Below are 18,489 nucleotides of genomic sequence, written 5' to 3' on the forward strand. Positions count from 1 at the left end.
TAATGATAAAGCCTATTAGAGACGTTTATAATGCTAATTTTTCAGAAGAAAAATATGATGCTTTCTTAAAAGATATAAATGGGACTTATAATTATCATGTTCCGTTTAAAATTGCAGAAACACCAGTGTTTTTATCTAAAGCACTTAAGGAGAAATTAATAGAGGCTTGTGATGATATCATGTCTGTTATTAATAAATCTAATTTTAAAGAATTGACTGATGGTGCTTTTTTTGATGCAAACACAATTGTGCCAAATGAAGATGAACAATCTAAATTTATTCAACTCGATTTTGGAATTTGTAAAGATGAGAAAGGCGATTTAACGCCTAAATTAATCGAATTACAAGGATTTCCGTCTTTGTATTATTTTCAAGAATTACTAGGACGAAAATATATTAAGCATTTTGGTAATGTAATTCCTGAAGGTTTTTCTCAGCATTTAAACGGAATGACTGCCGATGATTATTTAGTACTTTTAAAACAAGAGATTGTAGGAGATACCAATCCTAAACAGGTTGTACTTTTAGAAATAGAACCAGAAAAACAAGCAACAGCAGTTGATTTTTATGCTACAGCAAAAGAATTAGGGATTAAGGTGCTCTGCATAACTGATTTAAAGAAAAGAGGAAAGATACTTTATTATTTAGATGAAAATAAATCTGAAGTTGAAGTATCAAAAATTTATAACAGAATTATTTTTGATGAGCTACACCAGAGAACAGATTTAAAAACTGAATTTAGTTTTCAAGATGAAGTTGATGTAGAATGGATTGGCCATCCCAATTGGTTTTATAGAATCAGTAAATACACAATGCCATTATTAAAAGGCGATTATGTGCCTAAATCTTATTATTTAGACCAACTTAAAGAAATCCCTTCTGATTTAGAAAATTACGTTTTAAAACCTTTATATTCTTTTGCTGGTGCAGGTGTTGAGATTCATGTTACTAAAAAAATGATTGATGGTTTATCCAATAAATCTAATTATCTAATGCAAGAAAAAGTCGCTTATGCACCAGTAATTGAGACAATGGATGTGCCAGCAAAATGCGAAATTAGAATGATGATGCTTCATAATTCAAAAACCAACAAAACAGAGATTGTAAGCAATTTAATGCGTTTAAGTAAAGGCGAAATGGTAGGCGTAAAGTATAATAAAGACAAAACTTGGGTTGGTGGTAGTACAGGTTTTTTTGAAAATTAAAGCTCCTCAATAACCCATATTAAGTTAAATAAATTATTTCATTGACAGAATTAGAGAAATATATAACATCATACTTTGGTGTATCTAACCAAAATATGGATAAAATTACATCCTTATTTAATGAAACAGAATTAAAAAAGGGTGAGTATTTTACAAAGAATGGTCAATATTGTGAAAAATTGAGCTTCGTGCGAAGTGGTATTATTCGTGTCTTTGCTAATTATAATGATAAAGAGATTACACAATGGATATCTACTGAAGGCTCGTTCATCACGGACTTATATAGTTTTAGCTTTAAACAAAGAGCACGTTTCAATATACAAGCACTTACAGATTGTAAACTTTACACCATTAATAGTGAAAACTATGCACTTTTAAATGCCGTAGTTCCTAATTGGGCGGAAATGGAAAAGCAATTTATTACAGGTTGTTTTGTGCATCTTGAAGAACGCGTTTTTAGTCATTTATCTCTTAGTGCTGAAGAACGCTACGATAAACTTTTTGAAAATAATAAAGCCCTATTTAACCAAGTACCTTTGCAATATTTAGCTTCAATGTTAGGTATGTCTCCAGAAACATTTAGCAGAATTCGACAAAAAAAGATTTCTTGATATTTGTCAAGAGGAGCATCTATAATAGTATAGATCTTTGTTTTATAAATTTATTATAATGACAAAGCAGATTATAACATCAATTACTATTAATGCTGATATAGAGACAGTATGGAGAATCTTAACTGATTTTGATAACTACCCTAAATGGAATTCTTTTATAAAGTCTGTCTCAGGCGATGTAAAAGTTGGTAACCAGATTAAAATTAAAATACAAGGAATGACTTTTACGCCAACTGTTTTGGTGAGAGATGAAGAAAAAGAATTGAAATGGCTTGGTCATCTATGGTTTAAAGGACTTTTTGATGGTGAACATGCTTTTAAATTATCAGATAACGGCAATGGTACAACGCTTTTCGAACAAAGGGAGAATTTTTGTGGCATTTTCGTTAAAATGTTATCTAAACAAATAGATGAGGATACCAAAATGGGATTTGAAAGAATGAATGCAGAATTAAAATTACATGCAGAAAACTTATAAGTGTACATAAGTTAATTACTAATTTAAACGTTGCCTATATTCATGTGGACTCATGCTTGTCTTCTTTTTAAAAATTTTGCTAAAGTATTGTGGATATTCAAACCCTAAACTATATGCAATTTCACTTGCGCTTTCATTAGAATTAAGTAATCTGTTTTTAGCTTTATTAATGATGTATTTATGAATATGGTCTTGTGTGCTTTGACCTGTTTCTTTCTTTAACAAATCGCTCAAATATTTTGGTGACATATTCATAGCTTCGCCGCAATATTTAACAGACGGAATACCAAATTCTAATTGCTTGTTGTTACCATAATAGTTTTTAAGAAGTTTTTCGAACTGACTAGCAATATCCTGATTTAAATTAGTTCTTGTAAAAAATTGACGATCATAAAACCGTACACAATAATTTAAAAGTAACTCTAAATTCGAAATTATTAAAGTCTGACTATGAGCATCTATATTGCTACTAAATTCTTTTTCTATTTTTTGAGAAATCTCAGTTACGGTTTGCCGTTCTTCGTTAGAAAGGTGAAGGGCTTCGTTAGATGCATATTCAAAAAATGAAAATTGATCTATTCGTTTTCCTAGTTCAGATTTTCTAATTAAATCGGGATGAAAAACAATACTCCAACCAGTATCTCCTCGGTTAATGTTTTGTCTTTCAATTTCTAATACCTGATTGGGTGCCACAAAAACCATGGAACCTTCTTGATAATCGTAAGAATTTTGACCATAATTAGAGATGGTGTATTCACAATTATCTTTTAAGCTAATATGATATAAATTAAAAGCATACTTAAAGTTTTCAATATCTATATCTTCTACGCTATCAGAAACACGAATAATAGAAATTAAAGGATGTTTGGGTTTCTTTAATCCAAAATAAGCATGTACTTCGGCAATACTATTTATTTGAACAATTTCTTTCATGTATAAATAAAGATAAGGAAATTATTAATCTTTCCACCAATCAGTGAACGTGTGGGTAGAGTCTTTAACTATTATTTGTTCACCAATTCTAGGTGTAATAACGTTAAGGTTTAGCTCTTTTGCTTTCTTAGTAACACGCTCAATTGGATCTGTCCATTCATGCAAGGCTAACTTGAATCCTGCCCAATGTATTGGCATTATTTTGTTGGCTTTTAAATCAATTCCTGCTTGAGCAGTTTCTTCTGGCATCATGTGTATATCAGACCATCTATCATTGTATTGTCCGCATTCCATAAGAGCCAAATCAAAAGGGCCATATTTTTCGCCTATTTCCTTAAAGTGGTTAGCATAACCGCTGTCTCCACTAAAATAGATGTTCTCAGTTTTAGATTGAATAATCCAAGAACTCCATAAGGTGCTTTGTCCATTATTCATTTTACGTCCAGAAAAATGTTGAGCAGGTGTACAGACTAAATTTAAACCTTCAAATTCTGTGTTTTGCCACCAATCTAACTCTGTAATTTTATCAGACGGAACATCCCAAGCTTTTAAATGTGTGCTTATGCCTAATGGCACATAAAAATGTTTGGTTTTATCTTTAATTTTTAAAATTGATTTATAGTCTAAATGATCGTAATGATCGTGTGAGAAAATAACGGCATCAATTTTGGGTAATTTCGCAATTTCTAAAGGAAACTCTTCATTAAACCGGTTGCCTCCTAAAATATCTAAAGGTGCAGCCACTTTGCCAAACATTGGGTCTAATAGAATGGTTTTACCTTTTAATTGCAATAAAAAAGATGAATGACCAAACCAAACCATTCTGGCTTCGCCATTATATTCTGCAATATTTGTAGAATCTATTTTAATTGCTTTTAAATCGTGTTTAGGTCTTCCATTAGGTACTCTTGTTGTAAAAAACGTATATACCAATTTCATAGTTTCAGAAAAACTTAATTCTTTAGGAACAGGATTTGTATTATTAAATTTTCCATCTCTAAATTGTTCTGATTTTGAATAAATAGCTTTTTGTTCTTTAGAAACATCGCCACCAAAACTAGGGTAGTAGTTGGTGAAAGCAAAATATGCTGTTACCAATAAACCAATTATAATAAGGGTTGTAATCATTATTCGTTTTAAAATCTTTTTAATCATTTTATTTAATTCTAAAACAAAATTACAATTCTTATGAATGTGGAATTGTATTCTAATTACTGAAAGTTGAATACTTTTTGCTAATGAATATAATTCTAATGACCATTAGTATTAGAACAATGCTTGCTATAAACCAAGCAGAATTAAAAATAGCATCATAAAGATTTTTTATTGGTATTTTCTTTGATAAGAAAGTACCAAAGACAATACAATTCATAATAATTCTAAGTATTGTTTTATAATGACCTCGCTTTGTTGTCATTTCATAAAGTCCAATTATCACGACGAAAATAAATAGTGCGTCTCCATTAAAATCTCGATTAACGAGTGCATCTAATTTTGGATTGTTTTTTCCCCACATTACAAAATCATAATAAAGGTTCAACGAAAAAAAAAGCTGAATGATGATAAGAGCAAGAGAGAATTTAGGATTGTAAAATTTCAAAATTTAGTTTATGGATTCATCTCTATCAATTGCCAGTCTCCATTAGGTTGTTTAGTTAAGTAAACACCAACGTTTACATCATTTTCATTGCCTAAAACTGTAATTGATAGTTGTGCTTCTCCAAATCCGTTAGTTATATTTATACTTCCTGAAGGCATCATTCCATAACCTTTAATACCACCAGTTTCTTCTATAATACGTTCGTTTTGTTCTATGTTTTCTACAGCGACTTTATAAGCATCAGAGTTTTTCATTGCTGCACCAACAAATAGAATCATAAACGTTATAAAAATTAAACCAGCACCAACTAAAGTAAGTATTCTAGGAAGCTTGGCTGGTTTTTTAGGGTTTTTAACCACAATTGTTTTCGCAACTTTATCGCCTAAACGCTTCTTTTCATTACTTGTTGCTAATACAATAAATTCTACAGGCCAAATGATTATAAATATGTTTCTGAAAAATAATTTTCCAATAGATGGTACAACTTCAGGATTATCTTCATCTCTAACCATTATTCCAAAAATCCATTTACCAATACTAATACCTTTGATAGAATCCTTACCAAAATAAACAGCAAAACCTAATAATAGTGTCGTTAGCATTACGGCTGTTATTTTGGAGAAATCAGGTTCGTTTAAGTAATCTGGTCCTAATGCTAAAAAAGTAATAGAAACGATTAAAAATGTCATCACAAAGTGATCTACGAGAAAGGCAGCAATTCGTCTTTTTCTACTAGCTAATTGGTATTGGTTTTCTGCGATTTCTTGCATTTTTAAAAAAGATGGTAAGGTTGATTTTTATTTTGAAATTGAAAGATTTTTTACTCAGATTTATCAGGAGCAGGTAAACTAGCATGAAATTCTTCGCCAATACGTTTTGTATAGCGATCTAATAGTTCTAAAACACGCTCACTAGAATCTGAAACGACAATGAGTCCAATATGCCATGCTTTATCCATACGCCAAACAATTTCTTTATCCGTGAAACTTGACGTGTCTGGATGTTCAAATCGACTTAAGGATACTACAATACCTGCATATTGATTATTGATTTTTGGAAGTTTATAGGTTTTGTTTAAAAGATTAGCAGACTCTACTTTAGCCCATTCTCGCCAAAGGTTTATGCCAGAAGCATATTCTACCATTTCGGCTAAATTGGCACCACCAACTCTAGATGATGTTTCTAAGAAGAATAACTCTCCTGTGGCTTTAGATTGTATAAACTCTGTATGTGATGCCCCAAATTGCATACCGAATGCTTTCATAACTGCAGCATTCATTTTTTGCAGCGCTTTTTCTACTTTAGAGCCAATTTCTGAACTTGCAGACCTAAATATACCACCACCATGAGCCACTTCAAATGGTGTGTCTAAATATTTGCTAACTCTTGCAAACGCTACTTTTCCATTAACATTTAGACCATCTACGTGATACACGTCACCAGGAGCAAATTTTTCGACTAAATAATTATCACGTTCATCACCGAGTTCATTAACAACGTGCCATAATTCGTCTTTAGAATGTATTTTTTTAATTCCAGTTGCAGAAGCTTCCATTCTTGGTTTTATTAACCAAGGAGGACTTACACTGTCAGCATAATCGTTAATAGAGTCGTTATTAAATAAGTCTGTGAATTCTGGTACATTAACGCCTTCTTCTTTAGCTTTAACTCGCATAGCCAATTTATCTCTAAAATAATGGGCTGTGGTTCTTCCCATACCAGGCATTCTAAAATGTTCTCTTAGAAGTGCTACTTTTTCAACATCAAAATCATCTAAAGCTACAAACCGATCAAATTTTATGTTTCTGAATTTGTAGGCAATACCTTTTACTACATCTTCGTGATTCCATTCCTCAATGTAAAATGTATCGTCTATAGCATCCCAAGGCCAAGGTTCATTATCATATTTCTTTTTAGTCAATAAATAAACATTATTTCCTTCAGCTTTTACACTTTTTAAAAAATCTTCTCCTTTAAAATAAGTGGAAATACAAAGAAAGTTTAGTGGTTGGTTAGCCATGGTATTGGTTTTGATATAAATTAGTGATTTAAAATTAATAACGCAATAACAGCTTCAAATTTTTGATTTTATAAATTCAGTAATTAACTGAATACCATAACCTGAAGCACTTTTCATCTTAGCATAAGGCGAACTTCCAAAAGAAACACCTGCAATATCTAAATGTATCCAATTTTTGTGTTCTTCAGTGAATGACTCTAAAAATTGTGCAGCATTGGTTGCACCAGTTAATGGTTTGCCGCTAAAGTTTCTGAGATCTGCAATATCACTATGTAAATCACTTTTATATTCTTCAAACATTGGTAATTGCCAAACACGCTCATGTACTTTATATCCAATTTCAGACATGGTTTTGGCCATTTCTTCGTTGTGTGTAAACATTCCAGCTGCTTCATAACCTAAAGTTCTTACAACGCTTCCTGTTAAGGTGGCTAAATCAATTAAGTATTCTGGTTCTATATTTTTTACGGCGTAACTTAATCCATCTGCTAAAACCAAACGGCCTTCAGCATCAGTATCAATAATTTCAATAGTTTTACCAGAGTAGGAGTTGATAACATCACCAGGTCTATAGCTTTCTGCATCTACAGCATTTTCTGCAGAACACACAATACCAACGATATTAATATCTAGCTTTAGTTTAGCAATGAGTTCCACAACACCCAAAACAACTGCAGCGCCTCCCATATCACTTTTCATGTAATGAAGATTGGTAGAGGGTTTTATAGATAATCCTCCAGAGTCAAAAGTTATTCCCTTACCAACCAGAGCAATATCAATTTTTTTGCTCTTTTTTGGTGTGTATTCTGTGATGATAACCACTGGTTTGTTTACACTTCCTTTTCCAACAGAGAGCACAGCTTCAAATCCTTGCTTTTTTAATTCTTTATGTTTTAATACAGAACACTTATAATCCGTATCCTTAGCTGATTTCTCTGCCCACTTCCCTAAAAATTCTGGTGTTTTTATATTTGGTGGCGAATCAACTAAAGCTTTAATTCTATTTATGGTTTCGCCTGTGTATTTCCCCTCATTTAAAACATTTTTTATAGTTTTTGAAGATGTAAATGAAACCGTAATTTTATTAGTTTTCTCTTTTTTAGATTTAAATTCACCAATGGCATATTGTGCCATTTTTAAGCCAATAACAGCTTTTTTTATGTCATCTTCTGTTAGGTTTTCAGCATAAACTTGAATGTTTTTATTCCAATACTTTTGAGTTTCAAAAGCTAATTTCTGAAATGTTTTCTCTAATTGAGAATTGTGTTTTTCTTCTCCTAAACCTATGAGGTATATTCTATTACCTTGTGTTCCGTAAAGTAATTGATGAGTAGAGAAACTGCCATCAAAATCTGGATTTTCAATTGGTAAAAATTCCTTTATAGAATCAAGTTCATCTTTTCTACAGGGAAGAATAAAGTCTTTTGTGATATCTAATGATTTGCTGTGTTTATACGTCATAATTATGAATTAAAATAAAGCCATTTAACGGCTTTTGGGAATTCTTCTCGCCAATGTGCTTCTGAATGATTTCCGTGTTCGTTTATTGAAAAATGAAAATCGATATCATACCCTTTTCCCATTTTCTCTTGAATTAGGTTTCCTAAGCGATGTGCATTAGGTAAATGTTCTTCGCTTTCTTGTCCTCCAGAATACAAGTATATTTTAGATTTTTCTAAAGGTTGAAACGTTTTAGTACTCTTAAAAATCTTATTAGAAATCCATAAACTTGGCGAAAAGATCATCATTTTACCAAATACACCGGGATTTTTGAGTCCTGCGTGAAGACTAATTAATCCACCCATTGAGCTTCCGCCAATACCAGTATTTTCAAAATCGGTTAAGGTTCTGTAATGACTGTTGATATAAGGGATTAACCGTTCTATCATAAATTCAATATAAAAATTACCTTTTCCTTCACCAAATCTAGGATGAAAATAGGGTAGATATTCATTGATGCGCTCTTCATTTCCATGATCTACTGCGATGATAATAAGGTTTCTAAGACCTTCTTCGGCAAGTTTTGCCATAGATTTATCAATTGCCCAATCACCAAAAGGGGCAGAAGGGTTAAATAAATTCTGTCCATCTTGGAGATAGAGTACAGGGTAACGTCTATCTGTTTCGTAATAATCATGTGGTAATAATGCTGAGATTTTTCGCGTAGCATTTAGACGCGGTATTTCGTAGGCTTCTTCTAGAACTTCTATTATAGGTTCGAACTCCTTCACTGTCATATATTTTAATTAAGGTAATAACTCTTTAAAATGGGTTCATTTTAGGCTTGGGATAATGTAAAAATGAAATTAAAGAGTTCTAAGCGAAAATACTATTTTATGGGTTGTATTGCCATAAAAATAGAAACAGATTTCAACAATTCTTTAAAGTTTAAAGCCAAACTTAAATCCAAGAGAGAAATTGAGAAGATTACGATCATGAACACCTTCTAGGTAATTGTTGTTAATTCCAAAAAAGGAGTGATTGTCATCATCCAAAAAACGATCGGTTTCAGGATTGTAATTAATATTTGGGTTTTTAAAGGTCTTTTTTCGTAGACCTAAACCTGTATATAAATCAATATACATTTTCTTGCCTACAGGAAAATTTAATCCATATTTTATGTTAAAAATATCTAATGATTTTTGAACAGCAATCTGTTCACTAACAAAATAGTTAATGTCTTGATTAGATCTGTAATAATTAATTCTTTTGTTGTACTGATATCTCACTAAGCGTGCTTCTAGCCCTAAATATTCGTTCACTTTAGGGTTTCTAATAAACTTTGTTAGATTGTAGTATTTAAGTTCATATCTGAAGGAACGACCTTTATTTTCGAAAACCTCTAAGCGAGAACTAGATCCTAATCTTTTAGTATAAACGGTTGAATATTCAGCACTAAAACTGGCATTGTTTAAAAAAAAGTATTCGACTCCTAATGATAATTGCGGTTGCGAAAACACATCCATTGCCAACATTGGTGATGTGTAAATAAAAGTTTGATGTTGTTTAAAAGGATTCGTTTTTCCTTCAAAAATTTGATACTTATTTGTAGTTGAATCTAACTCAAAAAATATATTTCTCCTGTATGTAAATCGTTTATTATTAGTAAGATCAATCAGTATACCTAATCCATAAGTGTAGGGTATATTTAAGTATATTAATGAGGATGTTTCTCTATTAAATCTAAAATCAGTTGAGACGCTATCATTAGAAATAGTGAATTGCAAAGGTTCATTAGAGCGAAGAGGGTATATTATAGCTTGACCTTCTTTGAGTTGAATTTCTTCATTTTTGTATTCAACTTTAGAATCATCAGAAGCATAAATATTTACTCGTGTTGTTTTGCTATTTAATATGGTTGTACACGAGTTTAAGAATAATATTAAACAAAGAAATAAAATTATGTTTTTCAAATTGACTGATTAGGTTGCTCTAATAGATGTAAAAATTGTAAAATGGTTGCGTGAAGAACTAAACAATTAATTGGTTAAATCTTATTATTAATGATCTGAGTAAATAATGATGATTTTAGTTACAGTAAAGCTTATTTAGCCATTATCTTGCCATCTACCATTGTTAGCTTTCTATCTGCCATTGCTGCCAATTCTTGGTTATGAGTAACAATTACAAAGGTTTGGTTAAACTCATCTCTTAACTTAAAGAATAGATTGTGTAATTGTTCTGCGGATTCGCTGTCTAAGTTACCAGAAGGTTCATCTGCGAATATAATATTTGGCTTATTAATTAGTGCTCTAGCTACAGCAACGCGCTGTTGCTCACCTCCAGACATGCTGTTGGGTTTGTGATGTATTCTGTCTTTTAAGCCTAAATATTCTAATAACTCTATTGCGTGTTGTTCCGCCTCAGCTTTTGGCGTGTTATTTATAAAAGCTGGAATACAAACGTTTTCTAATGCCGAAAATTCAGGTAATAATTGATGAAACTGAAAGATAAACCCAATGTTCTTATTTCTAAATTTGGCTAAGGCTTTATCGTTTAATGTTTGTATGGATTGATCATTTATTACAAGCTCAGTATCAGAGTTGTAATCTGGTTTATCTAGAGTTCCTAAAATCTGTAAAAGTGTAGTTTTACCAGCACCAGAAGCACCAACGATAGAAATGACTTCGCCTTTTAATATCGTTAGATCAACACCTTTTAAAACTTGGAGATCTTTGTAGGCTTTCTTTATTTGCTTTGCGGAAATTACGGTCTTATTCATAAGATGTGAAAGTAATACTTAATGAATTAATGCACAAAACTAAGATGCAGATTTGTTACTTTTAAATACAGATTTTATACCATTGAAATCTATAAAATATTGCACTCTTAGAGAAAAAGTATGCTGTATAGGCTGGTCAAAGAGATTATTTAGGGTGTCTGTATAGTTTTCTTCTGCTAAGGTATCTCTATTAAAAAGTTGATTTCTGTAAAGCGTCGTTAAAAAACTTCCTGGAGCAAATTGCCATGAGTAACTAAAGTCAATATTCCATGTACTAAAATTAATGTTAGGACTATCTCCAATATTATCAAACGTATAACCAGAAGCGGTAGTTAATAGTCCATTATCTAAAAGGGTAAAAAACTCATTATCATATTTTACAGTGTCCCAATAATGTCTGAAGGTTAGGGCTAAAGTATTTAAGGGATTAAAAGTGTAATTGGCAGATATACTATTTGTTAAGGATTGTCTATTTCGTTCTCCAAAAATAGGCTGATCATCTACATAAGTTGCGTAACCTCTAGATCCATTAGATACATTAAGTCTTGCTGAATAAATCAGTAAAAATTTATCATTAAATCTAAATCTAGGACTTAAAGTAAGGTTGTAACCAAATAAATCTCTGCCTTCTTCAAATATTTTGAAAGAATTAGCATTAATATCAAACGCAAATTTATTGTTGTAGTTAGATGAGTAATAACCACCTCCACTTGCAAAGTTTTCAAAGATAAAAGGTCTTCCATCTCTAGATTCAAAAAAATCATATTGTTTACCTGGTTCAAAATCTGCCCAGAAACCAAAGTTGTTTAATCCTTTGTTTTGAGCATTGAATTCTGCGCCAAAATTAGTGCCTGAAAAAGTGCCTGGATTAGCTAAATTTTCATAATTCATGTAAGCATTAACGCTATAGCTATTTAAATTTCCCTTAGGTTCAAAAATCTGATACGAAATATCAACACCAAAATTGTTATAGTTATTTCTAAAAATTAGTCCTAAGTCATTGATGTTGTATTTAGTATCTGCATAGCTGTGATCAAAACTGTACCTTAGATTGCCATGGGTTTTGCCTACATATAGAAAAGTACTATAACCAGTTTCTAAATCGCTGTCTTGATAGTTTACATTACTCATTTTTAACTGAGGAAGAATTCTATAAGTATTTCTTATATTTTTTATGTCACCAACTAAAGCTGTTGCATTACCATCTCTAAAATTACCTTCTCTTAATACATTGGTATTAATTAAACCTATAGAAGAATTACCGTTAAACTGCTGATCAACAACAAGAATATTGTAATTTGTAAAAGGTTCTACAACTTCTCTGCGTGACTCTTGTGTGTCTGTATTTGTAATGGTAGCATATGTTTTTTCTGTTATAGCATTAAAAAGACCAATACCAAGTCCGTCTTTTGTTCTACCTGAAACTTTTAATGCATTAAGTACTTTTACTTCGTTGGGTCTATTTACCTCTTCATTATTAGCTAAATTGAGTTGCCCACTTGGACCATTTCCTATTCGTCTGGAAAAGAACAAACCGCCTTTAGAAAATAAATCTACACCTTCTGTAAAAAACTGACGTTGCTCTGAGAAGGTTTGCTCAAAAGGACCAAGATTAAGAGTTACATTATCAAAACCAGCTTGACTAAAATCTGGTACCAATGTAGCATCTAAAGTAAAATTATCTGTAATTCCATATTTTACGTCCATGCCAAATGTGAGGTCTGTATCTGTATCACCATCATAGGTATTTACAAGGCCTGTTGAAAATGGATAAAGATTTAAGCGTACAGGTGGCTTAATATTATCCAATCCTTTTAACTCTCCATGATATAAACCAACGTATCCTTGTGTTGGGTTTAATGGATTCCACGTATATTGTGATCTAAATCGTCTAAAATGTCTATGGAATTGAATTCCCCAAGTTGGTTCTTCTTGATCTGCAAATCGTAAAGCTCTGTAAGGAATTTTCATTTCTAAAGCCCAACCATCATCATTGATTTTTACAGCACTTTCCCAAACGGCATTCCAACCATAATCTTCACCAATTGTTGGGTTTGCAATAGCATCTGCTTGCTGACCAGAACTAAAGACTACGAAATAAGTGTCGTTTTGAGAGTCGTTATTAGGATTTAGTGCAATTAAAAAAAAATCACTCTGTCCAAAGTTATCTCTAGACGTTAATTGCTTCATTATTTTTGAAGGATCATCGTAGAGATAGGCTGAAATATAAATGGCATTATCATCGTAAGCTATTTTTACTTCTGTGCGCTCTCCATGTGGTAGTTTATTGCCAATTTCTGGTCTAATTTGGGTAAAACCAGTAGCGTTTTCCGCATGCTCCCAAACAGAATCATCTAATAGACCATCTATTTTAGGTGCGTTTTCTGTGCGTTCTATTTGAAGTGATTTTTTATCTTGAGAGAAAACACAAAGCGTTAAAACAAAGTACAGTAGGAGTGAGAGGTGTGAACGAGAGTTCATAATTGATTGATTTCTGATGATTGATGATACTATATAAATGTAATTATTTAGCGGTTGTTACATTTTTATTATTACAAATCTAACCTCAGATGTTCTGCATACGTCTTAATTATTTGTTAAAAACTGTACTAAGGAAATGTTAGTAGTTCAAGATTTATAGGTTTTGGAATACTTATTGTGTTATAATAGGTAATAAATATTATATATGAATAAATACAAATTATTAGGATTAGGCATGTTATTAGATGCTATTGGTATGGTCTCATTCGTAATTCCAGGTTTTGGAGAATTTACAGATATTGTTTGGGCTCCAATTTCAGCATTATTAATGACGAAATTATACGATGGAAAAGCAGGTAAAGTAGCTGGAGTAATTACTTTATTAGAAGAAGGATTACCAGGTTTAGATATTATACCAACGTTTACTATTATGTGGTTTTATACTTATGTTTTTAGTGCACAAAAAAGTTACAATAAGGCATAAAAAAAGCACTCGTTAGAGTGCTTTTTTAACTGTATTACAAACTTAAATTACTGTACTTCGATAGGGAAAGTTACATCTACATCAGTGCTTCCTCCTGCACTTGCAGACGTACCATCATTTGGTTTTGTTGGCTCGTGAATTAATTCTATAGTTAATGAACCAGATCCTGCGTCACCAGTAACAAATGTTGTTACAATACCTACTGGGTTTCCATCAGAATCTTCATCTAATTTAGTGATTGTTACATCAGAAATAGAAGATGTGTAAAAGAACTCATGCTCGTCACCTTCTGCTTCAACTTCTTCTGTAATATCTTCTGCAGGATTTTCAGTTTCATTTAACAATTCAATAGTTGCAGAATAAACTGTATTTGCAGTTAATGGACCGGAAACAGTTGTGTTACCATCTGCACCACCTTCACCATCTAAGTCTTGATATACTAAAGTAACAATATCCGTTCCGTTAGTAAGTTCGTAAGTTACTGTAGTGATAAGCTCTTCTTCATGATCGTGATCATCATGGTCGTCATCATCATTAGAACAGCTAACAAAGGCGATACTTGTTATAAGAAGTAAGGCTAATAATTTAATTGTTTTTACTGATTTTATATTTTTCATAATTTTTAATTTTAATGTATTGAGTTAATAATTGATTTTAATTTTAATATTAAAGTTTCTGCCTAATTCGTCTGCATAATATCTAAGCCTATTTAAGTTATTTCTGTAATTGGTATTAAATATGTTTTCGACATTAAACTCTAATTTTAATGATCCTGTTTTAAAAGCTTTGAAGCTCATTGAACTATTAAAACTAAATAATGAATACGCAGGAGGTGTTGAGCTAATATCTACATAGACATCTTCTTGTAGTATTGGCTCGTATGTATAAAAGTTGTAATCTGGATATCTTTTTTGTTGTAATACAGTTTTGTGAATTAAACGCATTGTTAATTGATTTAATTCATCATTATAATAAGATATACTGTTTGTAAGGTTTGTTGCAGGCATATGAATAAGAGGAATGTCATCTGAAAGATTTTGGCCTCTTAAAAGACTTAAGTTACCTACATAATTAAGTCTATTTGTAATTTTTTTGGTAACATCAATATCAACACCCAATATTTGTGCATTGATTTGATTATACTCCCAAACAGGAAAAGCACCTCTAATCGTTGTGGTTATACCCACAGGAATAAGCTGCATGTAATCCTTAATATATTTGAAATATGGACTAATCGAAAATCCAAAATCCTCGTTGTTTCGCTCTATAGATGCTGCAAATTTATGAGCCCTTTCCTTGTATAATGTTAATAAACCCGTTTCAATTCTTGCGGCACTATGATGTAAACCATCACTAAACAATTCTGAAGGATTAGGTACTCTGGTTGCTAAGCCATAATTAGCAAAAAACGATAAGTTGTTTTCAAACTGTTTTGAGTAGCCTAAATTTGCAGAAATGTTATGATATGTAAACTCAGGATTTGTTAAAATACTTGTGTTTTCAATAGTGTTTGTTTCAAACTCAGGAAATAACTCGTCATAATTATAAGTTTCGTTCCAATCTGTTAAGTTATAACGTTTATCTGCTTCAATTCTTGAATAATCGTAACGAACACCTGCATTTATTTTAGAAGACGCATTTAATTTATAATTACCTATAGTATAAATACTGGTTTCAAATTTTTCAAAATCTGGAATTAATGGACTAACACCAGTCCCAGAAACTGCATCATTTTGTTGAAAGCGTACTAAGGCTCCAATATCTAATTTTAGACCTTCAATAAAATCCATATGTAAATTAGATTGCAAAGCATTAGTAAATAACCTTAGATCAATAACAGGTGTGTCTGATAGATCACCGCGTCTTAAATCAAATTCTTTTCGTCTATTAATTTGCAAATCGTATTGTACTGTTAGTTTTCCAAAATTTTTGAATCGTTTATAAGCTTCAATTTTAGCTAAATGATGCAATATAATTTGCTTAGGATAATCTATTTTATATGAGAAATCATCTATAACACGTGGCTCAGTTCTGTTAATTGCGGCAACTAAATCACCTACGTTTCCAATGTGTGACGATTGTAAAATGCCAATTTCGTTATCAACAACGCTATAATAGGCATCAAACCCTTTTTCAAAACTTCTGTAGCCAATTCTAGCAGAAAGGTTTAAGTTTTTTAAACCACTATTGGTTAAGTAATAATCTGGTGCTTTAAAATCCCCAAACTTTTTATAGCTTGCCTGAAGTCTACCGTAAAATCCCGATTTATAGGTTTTTATAATTTCAGAATTAATATTACCACCAAATCCATTAGAATTTAATGACAACATAGAACTGCCAAATAAACTATCTACTGCAGCATACCTTTGCGGTTGAACAAGAATTAATCCACCAATAGCGTCACTTCCATATCTTAACGTGTTTGCACCTTTCACAACAACAACTTTACCACTAGAATTGATATCAATATTTGGTGCATGCTCATCTCCCCATTCTTGGTCATACATACGTACATTATTATTAATTATTAATAATCTACTGCTATGCAAACCATGTATCATAGGCTTTACAATAGTATTTCCTGTATTTAAAGAAGAAACACCACTTAATGAGTTTAAAGCATCTCCTAACGATTTGTCTGAGTAATTTTCTATAACCGATTTATTGATAGATTGCTCTATACTGGTACTTTCCGTTTTAAGATTAGTGCTTACTGTAACTTCATTGAGTTCTTCTAAATGATGTTCTAAGTAAATTTTCTTAAACATATCATTATCTAGTTGGTATGAAACCGTTTTAGTTTCACAGCCAACATGAGAAATGGTTAAAGTAATGGTACCACTACATAGATTTTCAATCTTAAACTTTCCATCAAAATCAGATACCACATATTTATCAATTTCTTTGATATGTATTGTAGCTGAAGAGATTAGCGTTCCGTCATGGAAATCTGAAAGTTCTCCTAAAAAAGTAAATGTACAGGTCTGACTATAGCTAAAACAAGTTAATGTTAGAGCCATGCCAATAATGAATTGCTTCATTAATTAGATTTAATTATTGATGTGTTTTATTTCAAAGTTACACAGCTAGAGGAGGACCTCTTAGAAATCTATTTAATGGCTTATAATTCGTTGAAAAATTATAATATGAAGATAATTGTTGAGCGTTTGTCTTCTTTACATCTAGTTCAAAATTGTTGAATACTAAATATAAATTATTTGAGAGTTTAAATTTATAAAAATCACAATCAAAATCTGTTTCATGAAAATGTGTATTCGTAGAATCATCTTCATCACAGACGTTATGTGAATGATGCGTGAAAACATGATTAAATTTTACGGCAGAAGGCAACAATACAGCAAGCACTAGCAGAACCGCTAAGCTTTTAAATATTGATGATATTAGTGTTTTAAAATTCAATCTAAGAACCGTTTTAATCCAAATCTTCTGAGCATTTTCTTTTCAAATTCCCAGAAAAATTTGAATTGCCCAAATAACCATCCAAAGGTAACTAAAAGTATTTGATAAAAAATGAGCCCAATGATAATAAATAATACCCAATAAAGGATAGGGTTTAAGTTTTCTTTAGTAATTCCTAATAGCTTTATTATTGGTCTTCCAACTATCAATGAAGATGAGCCTGTTATGGCAAATACCATAAAAACACGAATCATTTCCCATTTATAATCTAGAATCCATTTTTTTTCAAGTTTCTTAAAAATGAAAAGGGTTAATTTCAATAAAAGGAAAAATAGGATAGAAGCGACAGCAATTATTAGAATTAAATGATTGTCCTTTAGAATTGAATTCGAAATTTTAAATGCAGAATATCCTAAACCAATTAAACCAAAAAAAGGAAACAACAACTGCCAATTGTGTTGTATTTCCCAATGTTTTTTAAATTTTTCCATAGCACTTTAATCGTGCCTCAAAATTAATAAATAAAGATGTATTATTAGTCTAAATTCGCGGACTAAAAGAAGAAAGTCTTTGTTTGTATTTTAATTGAAAATAAACAAAGTAATTGTATAGCTTATAATTTACTTCATAGCCATAATCGGTTCTGGTGTCGTAATCAATTCGCAACTCGTATAATGATGGATCAAAAGCACTAGGTTGTAAGTTGCGTTGGTTCCATGTTTGTACCATAAGTGCATTTCTAGTTTCTAGCCATTCTTGCGAATAATAGCCTTCTGGTCGTGCTGTAGTAAGTAACCACGTATTAAAACCAGGTTCTATAATAATAATTTCATAATCACTCTCGTCACTACTTATAGTTACGGTGTCACTCTGTACTAAGCTGTTTTCGTTCTCATTGTTAATAGTTTGGTTGTTGTTATAAGATTTACAACTAGCAATTAAAATAAGAATAATAATAAATGGAATTAACTTTTTCATACTTAAAGATATTAAAAAATGTTTGTGTTTTTGAGTTTTCACTTTGAATTAACA

18 protein-coding genes are annotated in these 18,489 nt (G+C 31.4%); 4 read left to right on the plus strand and 14 right to left on the minus strand.

Features of this window, described 5'->3' with window-relative positions:
• The first annotated feature begins 2 nt into the window (after positions 1 to 2).
• From ACJBCC_RS11320 to ACJBCC_RS11330, 3 genes are read left to right on the plus strand one after another with little or no spacing between them, the layout of a single operon-like run.
• A complete protein-coding gene (locus tag ACJBCC_RS11320; RefSeq protein ID WP_407557229.1) occupies positions 3 to 1,205 on the plus strand; it encodes a hypothetical protein in 1,203 nt (400 codons plus the stop codon).
• A gap of 41 nt (positions 1,206 to 1,246) precedes the next feature.
• Positions 1,247 to 1,816 (plus strand): Crp/Fnr family transcriptional regulator, encoded by a 570-nt coding sequence (locus ACJBCC_RS11325; protein ID WP_407557230.1) that lies wholly within the window; start codon positions 1,247 to 1,249, stop codon positions 1,814 to 1,816.
• A 58-nt stretch (positions 1,817 to 1,874) separates the two neighbouring features.
• Positions 1,875 to 2,297: an SRPBCC family protein gene (locus tag ACJBCC_RS11330; protein ID WP_407557231.1), complete on the plus strand. Its 423-nt coding sequence runs from the start codon at positions 1,875 to 1,877 to the stop codon at positions 2,295 to 2,297.
• An 18-nt stretch (positions 2,298 to 2,315) separates the two neighbouring features.
• Here ACJBCC_RS11330 and ACJBCC_RS11335 read toward each other — a convergent pair whose 3' ends face one another.
• The 9 genes from ACJBCC_RS11335 to ACJBCC_RS11375 all read right to left on the minus strand — a co-directional run bounded on the left by ACJBCC_RS11335 (position 2,316) and on the right by ACJBCC_RS11375 (position 13,553).
• Positions 2,316 to 3,230 (minus strand): helix-turn-helix domain-containing protein, encoded by a 915-nt coding sequence (locus ACJBCC_RS11335; RefSeq protein ID WP_407557232.1) that lies wholly within the window; start codon positions 3,228 to 3,230, stop codon positions 2,316 to 2,318.
• Between the two features lie 24 nt (positions 3,231 to 3,254).
• Positions 3,255 to 4,385 carry an MBL fold metallo-hydrolase gene (locus ACJBCC_RS11340; protein ID WP_407557233.1) on the minus strand — a complete coding sequence of 377 codons (1,131 nt, stop codon included), beginning with the start codon at positions 4,383 to 4,385 and terminating at the stop codon, positions 3,255 to 3,257.
• Between the two features lie 453 nt (positions 4,386 to 4,838).
• The gene (locus ACJBCC_RS11345) at positions 4,839 to 5,600 is read right to left on the minus strand and encodes an RDD family protein (protein ID WP_407557234.1); all 762 of its coding nucleotides are present in this window, start codon (positions 5,598 to 5,600) and stop codon (positions 4,839 to 4,841) included.
• A gap of 50 nt (positions 5,601 to 5,650) precedes the next feature.
• Positions 5,651 to 6,850 carry an acetyl-CoA carboxylase biotin carboxylase subunit family protein gene (locus ACJBCC_RS11350; RefSeq protein ID WP_407557235.1) on the minus strand — a complete coding sequence of 400 codons (1,200 nt, stop codon included), beginning with the start codon at positions 6,848 to 6,850 and terminating at the stop codon, positions 5,651 to 5,653.
• A gap of 54 nt (positions 6,851 to 6,904) precedes the next feature.
• On the minus strand, positions 6,905 to 8,311 hold the full coding sequence (locus tag ACJBCC_RS11355; protein ID WP_407557236.1) for a leucyl aminopeptidase family protein: 1,407 nt from the start codon (positions 8,309 to 8,311) through the stop codon (positions 6,905 to 6,907).
• A 2-nt stretch (positions 8,312 to 8,313) separates the two neighbouring features.
• Positions 8,314 to 9,087 (minus strand): alpha/beta hydrolase, encoded by a 774-nt coding sequence (locus ACJBCC_RS11360; RefSeq protein ID WP_407557237.1) that lies wholly within the window; start codon positions 9,085 to 9,087, stop codon positions 8,314 to 8,316.
• Between the two features lie 144 nt (positions 9,088 to 9,231).
• A complete protein-coding gene (locus tag ACJBCC_RS11365; RefSeq protein ID WP_407557238.1) occupies positions 9,232 to 10,263 on the minus strand; it encodes a hypothetical protein in 1,032 nt (343 codons plus the stop codon).
• Between the two features lie 131 nt (positions 10,264 to 10,394).
• Positions 10,395 to 11,072, minus strand: coding sequence for an ABC transporter ATP-binding protein (locus ACJBCC_RS11370; RefSeq protein WP_299100258.1), 678 nt, complete (start codon positions 11,070 to 11,072; stop codon positions 10,395 to 10,397).
• Positions 11,073 to 11,111: 39 nt separating this feature from the next.
• Positions 11,112 to 13,553 (minus strand): DUF5916 domain-containing protein, encoded by a 2,442-nt coding sequence (locus ACJBCC_RS11375; RefSeq protein WP_407557239.1) that lies wholly within the window; start codon positions 13,551 to 13,553, stop codon positions 11,112 to 11,114.
• A 205-nt stretch (positions 13,554 to 13,758) separates the two neighbouring features.
• Here ACJBCC_RS11375 and ACJBCC_RS11380 point away from each other — a divergent pair, with 205 nt between their 5' ends.
• Positions 13,759 to 14,037, plus strand: coding sequence for a hypothetical protein (locus tag ACJBCC_RS11380; protein WP_407557240.1), 279 nt, complete (start codon positions 13,759 to 13,761; stop codon positions 14,035 to 14,037).
• 47 nt (positions 14,038 to 14,084) lie between these two features.
• Here ACJBCC_RS11380 and ACJBCC_RS11385 read toward each other — a convergent pair whose 3' ends face one another.
• The 5 genes from ACJBCC_RS11385 to ACJBCC_RS11405 are packed head-to-tail and all read right to left on the minus strand — an operon-like array spanning position 14,085 to position 18,435.
• Positions 14,085 to 14,654: a type 1 periplasmic binding fold superfamily protein gene (locus ACJBCC_RS11385; RefSeq protein WP_407557241.1), complete on the minus strand. Its 570-nt coding sequence runs from the start codon at positions 14,652 to 14,654 to the stop codon at positions 14,085 to 14,087.
• A gap of 24 nt (positions 14,655 to 14,678) precedes the next feature.
• Positions 14,679 to 17,078 carry a TonB-dependent receptor gene (locus ACJBCC_RS11390; protein WP_407557242.1) on the minus strand — a complete coding sequence of 800 codons (2,400 nt, stop codon included), beginning with the start codon at positions 17,076 to 17,078 and terminating at the stop codon, positions 14,679 to 14,681.
• A gap of 37 nt (positions 17,079 to 17,115) precedes the next feature.
• Positions 17,116 to 17,457: a hypothetical protein gene (locus ACJBCC_RS11395; RefSeq protein WP_299100248.1), complete on the minus strand. Its 342-nt coding sequence runs from the start codon at positions 17,455 to 17,457 to the stop codon at positions 17,116 to 17,118.
• Positions 17,454 to 17,948 carry a DUF6787 family protein gene (locus tag ACJBCC_RS11400; protein ID WP_407557243.1) on the minus strand — a complete coding sequence of 165 codons (495 nt, stop codon included), beginning with the start codon at positions 17,946 to 17,948 and terminating at the stop codon, positions 17,454 to 17,456. The genes ACJBCC_RS11395 and ACJBCC_RS11400 overlap by 4 nt, the downstream gene beginning before the upstream one ends.
• 49 nt (positions 17,949 to 17,997) lie before the next feature.
• On the minus strand, positions 17,998 to 18,435 hold the full coding sequence (locus ACJBCC_RS11405; RefSeq protein ID WP_299100244.1) for a DUF6146 family protein: 438 nt from the start codon (positions 18,433 to 18,435) through the stop codon (positions 17,998 to 18,000).
• Positions 18,436 to 18,489: the final 54 nt, after the last annotated feature.

It is taken from the genome of Winogradskyella sp. 4-2091 (assembly GCF_045765065.1).
In the GTDB taxonomy this organism is placed as follows: domain Bacteria; phylum Bacteroidota; class Bacteroidia; order Flavobacteriales; family Flavobacteriaceae; genus Winogradskyella.

Bases quoted from the DNA above. Each gene is read 5' to 3' on its own strand.
- ACJBCC_RS11320 (WP_407557229.1), top strand. From the start codon at position 3: ATGATAAAGCCTATTAGAGACGTTTATAATGCTAATTTTTCAGAAGAA.
- ACJBCC_RS11330 (WP_407557231.1), top strand. From the start codon at position 1,875: ATGACAAAGCAGATTATAACATCAATTACTATTAATGCTGATATAGAG.
- ACJBCC_RS11335 (WP_407557232.1), bottom strand. From the start codon at position 3,230: ATGAAAGAAATTGTTCAAATAAATAGTATTGCCGAAGTACATGCTTAT.
- ACJBCC_RS11340 (WP_407557233.1), bottom strand. From the start codon at position 4,385: ATGATTAAAAAGATTTTAAAACGAATAATGATTACAACCCTTATTATA.
- ACJBCC_RS11345 (WP_407557234.1), bottom strand. From the start codon at position 5,600: ATGCAAGAAATCGCAGAAAACCAATACCAATTAGCTAGTAGAAAAAGA.
- ACJBCC_RS11350 (WP_407557235.1), bottom strand. From the start codon at position 6,850: ATGGCTAACCAACCACTAAACTTTCTTTGTATTTCCACTTATTTTAAA.
- ACJBCC_RS11355 (WP_407557236.1), bottom strand. From the start codon at position 8,311: ATGACGTATAAACACAGCAAATCATTAGATATCACAAAAGACTTTATT.
- ACJBCC_RS11360 (WP_407557237.1), bottom strand. From the start codon at position 9,087: ATGACAGTGAAGGAGTTCGAACCTATAATAGAAGTTCTAGAAGAAGCC.
- ACJBCC_RS11370 (WP_299100258.1), bottom strand. From the start codon at position 11,072: ATGAATAAGACCGTAATTTCCGCAAAGCAAATAAAGAAAGCCTACAAA.
- ACJBCC_RS11375 (WP_407557239.1), bottom strand. From the start codon at position 13,553: ATGAACTCTCGTTCACACCTCTCACTCCTACTGTACTTTGTTTTAACG.
- ACJBCC_RS11380 (WP_407557240.1), top strand. From the start codon at position 13,759: ATGAATAAATACAAATTATTAGGATTAGGCATGTTATTAGATGCTATT.
- ACJBCC_RS11385 (WP_407557241.1), bottom strand. From the start codon at position 14,654: ATGAAAAATATAAAATCAGTAAAAACAATTAAATTATTAGCCTTACTT.
- ACJBCC_RS11390 (WP_407557242.1), bottom strand. From the start codon at position 17,078: ATGAAGCAATTCATTATTGGCATGGCTCTAACATTAACTTGTTTTAGC.
- ACJBCC_RS11400 (WP_407557243.1), bottom strand. From the start codon at position 17,948: ATGGAAAAATTTAAAAAACATTGGGAAATACAACACAATTGGCAGTTG.
- ACJBCC_RS11405 (WP_299100244.1), bottom strand. From the start codon at position 18,435: ATGAAAAAGTTAATTCCATTTATTATTATTCTTATTTTAATTGCTAGT.